Annotated in this window: 8 protein-coding genes and 1 pseudogene; all 9 read right to left on the bottom strand. The window is 64.1% G+C overall.

Features of this window, described 5'->3' with window-relative positions; genetic code table 11:
* Positions 1-714, bottom strand: a 714-nt coding sequence (gene ftsZ / locus EOD07_RS13025; RefSeq protein ID WP_127235740.1) for a cell division protein FtsZ, incomplete at its 3' end; no start/stop codon positions are given.
* A gap of 67 nt (positions 715-781) precedes the next feature.
* Positions 782-2,089 carry a cell division protein FtsA gene (gene ftsA / locus EOD07_RS13020; protein ID WP_073985480.1) on the bottom strand — a complete coding sequence of 436 codons (1,308 nt, stop codon included), beginning with the start codon at positions 2,087-2,089 and terminating at the stop codon, positions 782-784.
* Positions 2,086-3,030, bottom strand: coding sequence for a cell division protein FtsQ/DivIB (locus EOD07_RS13015; protein ID WP_040982263.1), 945 nt, complete (start codon positions 3,028-3,030; stop codon positions 2,086-2,088). Before EOD07_RS13015 ends, ftsA begins: the two co-directional genes overlap by 4 nt.
* Complete coding sequence (locus tag EOD07_RS13010) at positions 3,018-3,944, bottom strand: D-alanine--D-alanine ligase (RefSeq protein WP_127235739.1); 927 nt, start codon at positions 3,942-3,944, stop codon at positions 3,018-3,020. Before EOD07_RS13010 ends, EOD07_RS13015 begins: the two co-directional genes overlap by 13 nt.
* Before the next feature lie 312 nt (positions 3,945-4,256).
* The gene (gene murB, locus EOD07_RS13005; RefSeq protein ID WP_127235738.1) at positions 4,257-5,222 is read right to left on the bottom strand and encodes a UDP-N-acetylmuramate dehydrogenase; all 966 of its coding nucleotides are present in this window, start codon (positions 5,220-5,222) and stop codon (positions 4,257-4,259) included.
* Positions 5,219-6,625 (bottom strand): UDP-N-acetylmuramate--L-alanine ligase, encoded by a 1,407-nt coding sequence (murC, locus tag EOD07_RS13000; protein WP_127235737.1) that lies wholly within the window; start codon positions 6,623-6,625, stop codon positions 5,219-5,221. The genes murB and murC overlap by 4 nt, the downstream gene beginning before the upstream one ends.
* Complete coding sequence (hflX, locus tag EOD07_RS12995) at positions 6,622-7,941, bottom strand: GTPase HflX (RefSeq protein ID WP_281059051.1); 1,320 nt, start codon at positions 7,939-7,941, stop codon at positions 6,622-6,624. Before hflX ends, murC begins: the two co-directional genes overlap by 4 nt.
* A gap of 102 nt (positions 7,942-8,043) precedes the next feature.
* Positions 8,044-8,289: an RNA chaperone Hfq gene (gene hfq, locus EOD07_RS12990; protein WP_006202172.1), complete on the bottom strand. Its 246-nt coding sequence runs from the start codon at positions 8,287-8,289 to the stop codon at positions 8,044-8,046.
* Positions 8,290-8,431: 142 nt separating this feature from the next.
* A pseudogene (locus tag EOD07_RS12985) lies at positions 8,432-8,638 on the bottom strand (D-amino acid aminotransferase); the annotation flags it as partial.

Here is an 8,638-nt window from a genome sequence, read left to right as displayed (position 1 = left end):
GCCCTCGCCCGAAGCCTCGCCCGTGCCCATCATCGCCTTGCCCATTTCGCGCATCACCGAACGGACGTCGGCGAAGTCGAGATTGATCAGGCCTTCCTTGACCATCAGGTCGGTGATGCAGGCAACACCCGAGTAGAGCACCTGGTCGGCCATGGCGAAGGCATCGGCGAAGGTGGTCTTGTCATTGGCCAGCCGGAACAGGTTCTGGTTGGGAATGACAATCAGGGTGTCGACGCATTTCTGCAGTTCCTCGATGCCCATGTCGGCCGTCTTCATGCGGCGCTGGCCCTCGAAATGGAACGGCTTGGTGACGACGCCGACGGTGAGGATGCCCTTCTCGCGCGCGGCGCGGGCGACGACCGGAGCCGCGCCCGTGCCGGTGCCGCCGCCCATGCCGGCGGTGACGAAGCACATATGGGTGTTGGAGAGGTGATCGATGATCTCGTCGATGCACTCTTCCGCCGCCGCGCGGCCGACTTCCGGCTGCGAGCCGGCGCCGAGGCCTTCGGTGACATGCGCGCCGAGCTGGATCAGCCGCTCGGCCTTCGACATGGTCAGCGCCTGCGCGTCGGTGTTGGCCACCACGAACTCGACGCCGCGCAGGCCGGCTGTGATCATGTTGTTCACGGCATTGCCGCCGCCGCCGCCGACACCGAACACGGTGATGCGGGGCTTGAGCTCGGTGATGTCCGGCTTCTGCAGATTGATGGTCATTGTCTCCGTCCTTTGCCTTTCCCGCCGCCTCGCCGCTGCGGCCGCCTATGGGGCTGTCCCCGTCAAATTAAAAACTGTCTCTCAACCACTGACTCATGCGATGCAGTTTTCCGCCCGTTCCGGTCATCCTGAAACCGGAAAGTCCTTTCGCCGAATGGCTCTCGAAGCTCGCCATCTGCGGATAGATCATCAGTCCGACCGGGGTCGAGAACGCCGGTCCCTTGGCCGCTTCCGGCAGGCCTGCGACGCCCAGCGGACGGCCGATGCGCACATTGCGACCGAGAATGCGGCGCGCCGCTTCCGGCAGGCCGGCAAGCTGGCTGGCGCCGCCGGTGAGCACGACCCGCTTGCCGACGGCATTGCCGTAGCCGGACTTGTTCAGCCGATCGCGCAGAAGCTCCAGCGTCTCGTCGATGCGGGCGCGGATGATGCGCGTCATCACCGAGCGCGGGATCTGCAGCGGCACGTCGCCCTCCTCGCCGATCGGCTGGATCGAGACGAGGTCGCGGTCGTCGGCGCTGCCGGGCAGCGCCGAGCCATGCATCACCTTCAGCCGCTCCGCGGCATCGAGCGAGGTCGACAGCCCCTTGGCCATGTCGAGCGTCACATGGTTGCCGCCGATGGCGATCGCGTCGCCATGAACGAACTTGCCTTCCGCGAAGACCGAGATGGTCGTCGTGCCGCCGCCCATGTCGATGCAGGCGGCGCCCATTTCGAGTTCGTCATCGACCAGCGAGGCAAGTCCGCTGGCATAGGGCGTCGCCACCATGCGCTCGACCGACAGGTGCGAGCGGTTGATGCAGAGCTCCAGGTTGCGCATCGGCGCGGCATCGCCTGTCAGCACATGCATGTCGACGCCAAGCGCATCGCCCACCATGCCGCGCGGGTCGCGTATGCCGCGCTCGCCATCGAGCGAGAAGCCGACGGGCAGCGAATGGATCACCTCGCGCTCGGCCCTCAGCGCCTGCTTGGCGCCGGCGGCGAGCACGCGCTTGATGTCGACCTCCTCGACCTGATGGCCGCCGAGATTGACGGTCGCCGAGAAGGCTTCGCTCTTCAGCCGGCCCGCCGTCATGTTGACGATGAGGGAATCGACCGTGAGCCCGGCCATGCGCTCGGCCGCGTCGACGGCAAGCCGGATGGCATGCTCGGCGCGATCGAGGTCGATCACCACGCCGGACTTCACGCCTTGCGACTTCTGGTGGCCGATGCCGATCACCTGGATCCGGTGCGAACGTCCGCGCAGGAGCTTGCCGTCCTCGTTCGGCTTGAGCTTCGCCACCACGCAGCAAACCTTGCTGGAGCCGACATCGAGCACGGTCAGCGTGCCCGACCGGCGCGAAGAAGTGTCACTACTGCCGCCAAGCCAGCTCATATCTTCGTCCCCGCCTTGCGCTTGGCCAGGTTCTTCGGCTTGTCGCTGAGCGCGGCTTCGCGCTGCGTCGCCGCCTCCGGCGAGAGCTCCACGACCAGCCGGTCGGGAAGCCGCATATCGACGGCGGCGATGTCGCGCGTCAAAAGCCCGTTGTCATGATCGATCTTGACCAACTCGGCGATCGCCTGGTCCTCGCCGTCTTCCGGCAGCTTGATCGTGATGCCGTTCTCAAGCCTCAGGTCCCAGCGGCGCTCGCCGACCCGGATGTAACCTTTGACCCGAGCCGCAAGCTCCGGGTAGCGTTCGATCTTGGCGAGAAAGGCCGGCGCCATCGCCGGGGCGCCGGCGCCGATGATCAGCGGCAGCAGCGCCTGCTTGCCACCCGAGAATGGCGCGATCACCTCGCCCGACCGCTCGATGACGGAAACCGAGGTACCCTGCTGCCAGAGCGCGAAGGGCTCGCGCTCCTCGATGCGCACTTCCAGCGTATGCGGATAGATCTTGCGCACCGCCGCGCCCTCGACCCAGGGCAGCGTCGCGATGCGCTCACGCGCCGCTTCGGCATCGAAGCCGATCAGCGAGGTCCAGCCATCGAGGCCGAGCCGGTCCAGCACATCGATCTCGGATGTCTGGCGATTGCCGACGACCTTGATCTGGTCGACAGCAAAACCAGTGCGCGCCGTCACGCCCTGCACGATGCTGTCGGCGTAACCGCCGAGAAAAGCGCCATACGCGCTGCTCGATGCGATCAGCGCAGCGGAAAGGATCGCCGCCGAAAAGCGCGGCGCTTCATATTCGCCGCCGCACAGGCGCGCCAGAACGCGCATCGGCCGGCGGAGCTGACGCGGCAACACGAAACGGTCGAATGACAGAGACATGCCGAACAGCGCGGGCCAAGCCGCGCCACCGCCATTACCCTGTCCCCACCTCAACGCAGACACGAAGCGTCCTCCACCATCCAACTCAACAAATCGCCGAACGAGTGTCCCGCTTGCGCGGCGATTTCGGGTACCAGAGACGTCGGCGTCATGCCCGGCTGAGTGTTGACCTCGAGCCAGACAACCTCGCCGTTCTCGGAGTGACGGTCGTCGTAACGGAAGTCCGATCGGGAAACGCCCCGGCAACCAATGGCAAGATGAGCCTTGAGGGCCAGTGTCTGTATTTTTTGGTAAATATTCGGTGAAATTTTAGCAGGGATTTCGTGTTTTGATCCGCCGGGAACGTATTTTGAATCGTAATCGTAGAAGGAATGCCCGGTCGGGATGATCTCGCACACGCCAAGCGCCACATCACCCATCACCGCGCAGGTCAATTCGCGCCCATGGATGTAGCGCTCGACCATGACGATCTCACCATATTGCCATTCGGTCGAGCCGATCACCTGCGGCGGATGCGACTGCCCTTCATGCACGATGACGACACCAAAGCTCGACCCCTCATTGACCGGCTTGACCACATAAGGCGGCTTCATCGGATGCCTGTTCTGGACAGCGAAGCGATTGACCACCTTGGATTCCGCGACCGGAACGCCGGACGCCTTGGCAACCTTCTTGGCCTGCTCCTTGTTCATGGCCAACGCCGAAGCGAGCACACCCGAGTGGGTGTAGGGAATTGCGAGATATTCGAGAATTCCCTGGATGGTGCCATCCTCGCCGAACGGACCATGCAGCGCATTGAAGGCGACATCGGGCTTGAGCTCGGCAAGTACAGAACCGACATCGCGCGAAACATCGACACGGGTAACCTGGTAGCCTTCATTCTCCAGCGCATCCGCACACGCCTTCCCCGAGGACAGAGACACGGGCCGCTCCGAGGAGAATCCACCCAGGAGGACAGCCACATGCTTCTTCTTCATTCCCGTCATCCCCTCTCACGCCGGGTCTGCCACCGATATTCCCGCACCGCATTTCCGAGCATTGAGTCCGAGTCTTCCGGCAGGTTGCCCCCCCAGACGGAAAACGCGGCTGAACGCGTCGAACGACTCAAATCAGGAAACGCTTTAGGGCAGAGAATCAGAGAGTTGATTCGCTGGCAAGTACCTATGATTCCGAGAGATTCACTTTCCGCGAAAACGGCAGCAAAAAGTGAATTGTGAGTCTTTAAGGCAACGGTTTGCGGCCGTTTCAGACCGCTGGAAGTTCAAGCATCACATGAACTTCAGCCTGCGCTAAAGAAGCTGCCCGAGGAACTCCTGCACCTCATGGCCGGGTCTAAAATTGCCGAGGCGCTTGATCTCCCAGTGCAGCCGGATGCCCGAATTCTCGAGCACCCGCGCCCGCACCGTCTCGCCGAGATATTCGAGGTCGTAGCCCGTGGCCGTGCCGGTGTTGATCATGAAGTTGCAATGCATCGGCGACATCTGCGCGCCGCCGATCATCAGCCCGCGGCAGCCGGCCTTGTCGATTTCCTTCCAGGCCGAGGTGCCTTCCGGATTCTTGAAGGTCGAGCCGCCGGTCTTCTCGCGGATCGGCTGCACCGTCTCGCGATGGTTCTGCACGGCATCCATCGCCGCCTTGATCGCCACCTTGTCTTCGGAGAACCCTTCGAAAATGGCTGAAGTGAAGATCAGTCCGGAAGGCGCGGATGAGTGGCGATAGGCATAGCCCATATCGGCGTTGCTCAGCGTATGGAGATTGCCGTTGCGGTCCAGCGCCCTCACCTCGACGACCCGCTCGCGGGTCTCGACGCCGTTGGCGCCAGCATTCATCCTGAGCGCGCCGCCGACTGCTCCGGGGATGCCGTGGTAGAAATGGAAGCCGCCGATGCCGGCTTCGTAAGCCACCGCGGCGACACGTTTGTCCGGCGTTGCCGCTCCGGCCTTGATCGTGGTCGGCCCGGTCGCCTCGGCCTCGCCGAAACCCTTGGCCGAGAGCCTGACGACGAAACCGGGAATGCCGCCGTCGCGTACCAGAAGGTTGGAGCCGACGCCAACCACCATGACCGGTATTTCTTCCGGCACGGCGCGCAGGAAAGCCGCCAGGTCTTCCTCGTCGGCCGGCTGGAACAGCGCCTCCGCCAGGCCGCCGGCCCGGAACCAGGTGATCTTGTCCATTTCGGCGTTCGGCGTGACGCGTCCGCGCAGGCCGGAAAGCTTGTCGCCGAGTTTATCGATGAGGTCCTGGCCGCGCATCATGAAGGCGTCCCACCAAGTTCCTTGGGCAGCGCATAGGCCCACTGCGTGATGTTGCCGGCGCCAAGGAAGACGACGAAGTCGCCGGGCTTGGCAAGCTCGCGAATGGCGGGCGCGACCGCCGCCGCGCCATCGATATAGCGTGCGTCGCGGTGGCCGCCAGAGCGGATGCGCGACACCAGCGCGTCGGAAGTCACGCCTTCTATAGGCTCTTCGCCGGCCGCGTAGACCGGCGCCACCATGACCGTGTCGGCATCGTTGAAGCAGACCGAGAATTCCTCGAAGAGGTCATGCAGCCGGGTGAAGCGATGCGGCTGCGCGATGGCGATGACACGCCCCTTGGTCGCGCTCCGTGCCGCCTTGAGCACCGCCGCGATCTCGACCGGATGGTGGCCGTAATCGTCGAACACCTCGACGCCGTTCCACGAGCCGGTATGGGTGAAGCGCCGTTTGACGCCGGCGAAGGACGACAGGCCCTTCTTGATCGCCTCGGCCGAGAGGCCAAGCTCATGCGCGACCGCGATTGCCGCCGTCGCGTTGGAGACATTATGTCGGCCTGGCATCGGCAGGCGCAAATCCTTGATCGTCGAGGTTCCACGCCCCTTGCGGTCGCGGATCACCACATCGAACGCCGAGGTCGCGCCTTCCATGCGGTGGTTGGTGAAGCGCACGTCGGCCTGCGCGTTCTCGCCATAGGTGATGACGCGCCGGTCCTCGATGCGGCCGACCAGCGCCTGCACTTCCGGGTGGTCGGTGCACATCACGCCGAAGCCGTAGAACGGCACGTTCTCGACGAACTGGCGGAAGGCCTCGCGCACCTTGTCGAAGCTGCCATAGTGGTCGAGATGCTCGGGATCGATGTTGGTTACGACGGCGATGTCGGCCGGCAGTTTCAGGAACGTGCCGTCGCTCTCGTCGGCTTCGACCACCATCCACTCGCCATCACCCATGCGCGCATTGGTGCCATAGGCGTTGATGATGCCGCCATTGATGACGGTCGGGTCGAGCCCGCCGGCCTCGAGCAGCGTCGCCACCATGGACGTGGTCGTCGTCTTGCCATGCGTGCCGCCGATGGCGATGGCCTGGCGGAAACGCATCAGCTCGGCCAGCATCTCGGCTCGGCGGACAATGGGGAGCAACTTCTCCCGCGCGGCCTTCAGTTCCGGGTTGGACTTCTTGATCGCGGTCGAAACGACCACGACTTCGGCGTCGCCGAGATTCTCGGCCCTGTGACCGACGAAGCATTCGATGCCCTTGTCGCGCAGCCGCTGTACATTGGCGCCGTCGGCCTGATCGGACCCCTGCACCTTGTAGCCGAGATTGTGCAGCACTTCGGCGATGCCGCTCATGCCGATGCCGCCGATGCCGATGAAATGCACAAGGCCGATCGTCTGCGGCATCTTCATGCGCGCGTCCTCCTGTAGTCCGAAACCGTTTTGCCGGACGCAATAGCCTCTGTCAGATCGGCGAGCAACCGCGCCGCATTCGGTTTCCCGGCCGAGCGGGCGGCGGCGGCCATCGTCGCCAACCGGTTCGGATCCTCGATCAGCCCGCCGACCAGCTCGGCGATCCGCTCCGCCGACAGCGTCGACTGCGGATGGAGCTCGGCGCCGCCGGCGGCGGCAAGCGCCGCGGCATTCGCCGCCTGGTCGTGGTCGAGCGCGTGTGGGTAAGGCACCAGCAGCGCCGGCCGGCCGATGACGGCGATTTCCGAAACCGTCGAGGCGCCGGAGCGCGACATCACCAGCTGCGCCGCCCCGATGCGCGCCGCCATGTCGGTGAAGAAGGGCGAAACCTGGGCGTCGACGCCGAGATCGGCAAGGATGCGCTCGACATCCTCGGCCTGCGCCGCCGTGTCGGGATCGGAGATGTCGCGCAGATGCAGCACCAGGTCGGCTTCGACGACCTCTTCCAGCGTCGCCCGGAAGGCGGCCACAAGATGAGTCGGCAGGTCGGAGATGAAGCCCACCGTGTCCGACAGGATCACCGGCGTGCCGTGCGGCAGCCGCACGCGCCGCAACGTCGGGTCGAGCGTCGCGAACAGCATGTCCTCGGCCAGCACCCCTGCCCCGGTCAGCCGGTTGAACAGCGTCGACTTGCCGGCATTGGTGTAGCCGACGATCGCCACCACCGGAAACGGCACCTTCTTGCGCTTGGCGCGATGCAGGTCGCGCGTGCGCCGCACCGTTTCCAGCTCGTGCTTCAGCTTGGTGATCTTGTCCTGCAGGATGCGGCGGTCGGATTCGATCTGGGTTTCGCCGGGGCCGCCGAGGAAACCGGCGCCGCCGCGCTGCCGCTCGAGGTGGGTCCAGCTGCGCACCAGCCGGCCCTTCTGGTAGTTGAGATGCGCAAGCTCGACCTGCAGCGTGCCTTCCTTGGTGCGTGCCCGTTCGCCAAAGATCTCGAGGATCAGCCCGGTGCGGTCGAGCACCTTGGCGTTCAGCTCCTTTTCGAGATTGCGCTGCTGCACCGGCGTCAGCGGATGGTCGACAATGACCAGCTCCGCCTTGCGCTCCTTCACGATGTCGGCGAATTCGGCCACCTTGCCGCTGCCAAGCAGCGTCGCCGGTCGCGGGTCGGCGACCGTCACCACCGCTGTGTGAACCGGGTTGAGATCGATGGCGCTGGCAAGCCCGACCGCTTCGTCGTGGCGAGCATCCGCCGAGCGGCTCAGGCGCGGGCGGCTCGACTCATCGTCGCCGCGCGGCTGGCGGGTAAGCACCGGCACAATAACGACAGCCCGGGTCGGATCCTTGGCTTCCGGCCCGAGTTGATGTCCTTGTTTTCCGCGAACGCTGCGGTCCGCGTTCTTATCACGTGCCAATCAGGCGCCCTGGCTTTCCTCGCCATCGAACATCTGAACCGGCTGGCTCGGCATGATCGTGGAAATGGCGTGCTTGTAGACGAGCTGGGAGTGCCCGTCACGCCGCAACAACACACAAAAATTGTCGAACGAAGTGACGACGCCGGTCAGCTTCACGCCGTTGATGAGGAAGATGGTAAGTGGATTTTTGCTCTTGCGAACTGAATTCAGGAACAGGTCCTGAAGGTTTTGCGATCGTTCCGCCATTTTTCTTGTCTTTCGCCGATCCCCTTCGGTTTGCGGCCAATGCGCCAAATTACGCGGCACCTGTCAAGCGCGCAAACCCCCTCTTGCCGATACAAAGGCAAGCAGAACGAGATAGTTGAGGTTCATTCCAGTTGTGCGGTTATCAGGCTGGACTTTTTTCCGCAATGTCAAAAAAGGCCTGCCGCAACGAAAGTGTCATGGAACCGGGATGGCCATTTGCGATCGGCGCGCCGTCGATTTCGACCACCGGCATGGCGATTGTGGTCGCCGAACTGATGAAAGCTTCGCGCGCCGCCTTGGCTTCGGCGACCGAAAAACCGCGTTCCTCGATCTTGAGGCCGAGCTTGGC

The organism is Mesorhizobium sp. M2C.T.Ca.TU.002.02.1.1 (assembly GCF_003997225.1).
Note: the sequence above shows the minus strand (reverse complement) of the source record. Positions and strands in the feature narration are given on the sequence as shown.